Origin of the sequence: Megasphaera sp. MJR8396C (assembly GCF_001546855.1) — a bacterium.
Classification (GTDB): Bacteria; Bacillota; Negativicutes; order Veillonellales; family Megasphaeraceae; genus Megasphaera.
Genome location: NZ_KQ958204.1, coordinates 2,607 through 2,842, shown reverse-complemented (window position 1 = coordinate 2,842; position 236 = coordinate 2,607). Strand labels below are relative to the sequence as shown.

Annotated in this window: 1 protein-coding gene; it reads right to left on the bottom strand. The window is 48.3% G+C overall.

The features are described from left to right. Positions 1-6: 6 nt before the first annotated feature. A partial coding sequence (locus HMPREF3201_RS12020) for a hypothetical protein (RefSeq protein ID WP_231726838.1) occupies positions 7-236 on the bottom strand: 230 nt, incomplete at its 5' end.

Below are 236 nucleotides of genomic sequence, written 5' to 3'. Positions count from 1 at the left end.
GTCCCCTTACGGGGATTTTGGTACTGCGACGAGAAAGAATGGAATCTTTTCAAAAGCACGGTGAGTTTGTTTCAGTCCCCTTACGGGGATTTTGGTACTGCGACTCTGTCCCTCAGTACCCGCTCCCTGTCTGGGCTCTCCGGCGATTTTTTCAAACCTAAGGCTTTTTTCGCTCTTTTCGGGGACCCGGGTGAAAAATAAAATTTGGACAGTGTCGTTTTTTCCCTTAGTTACGC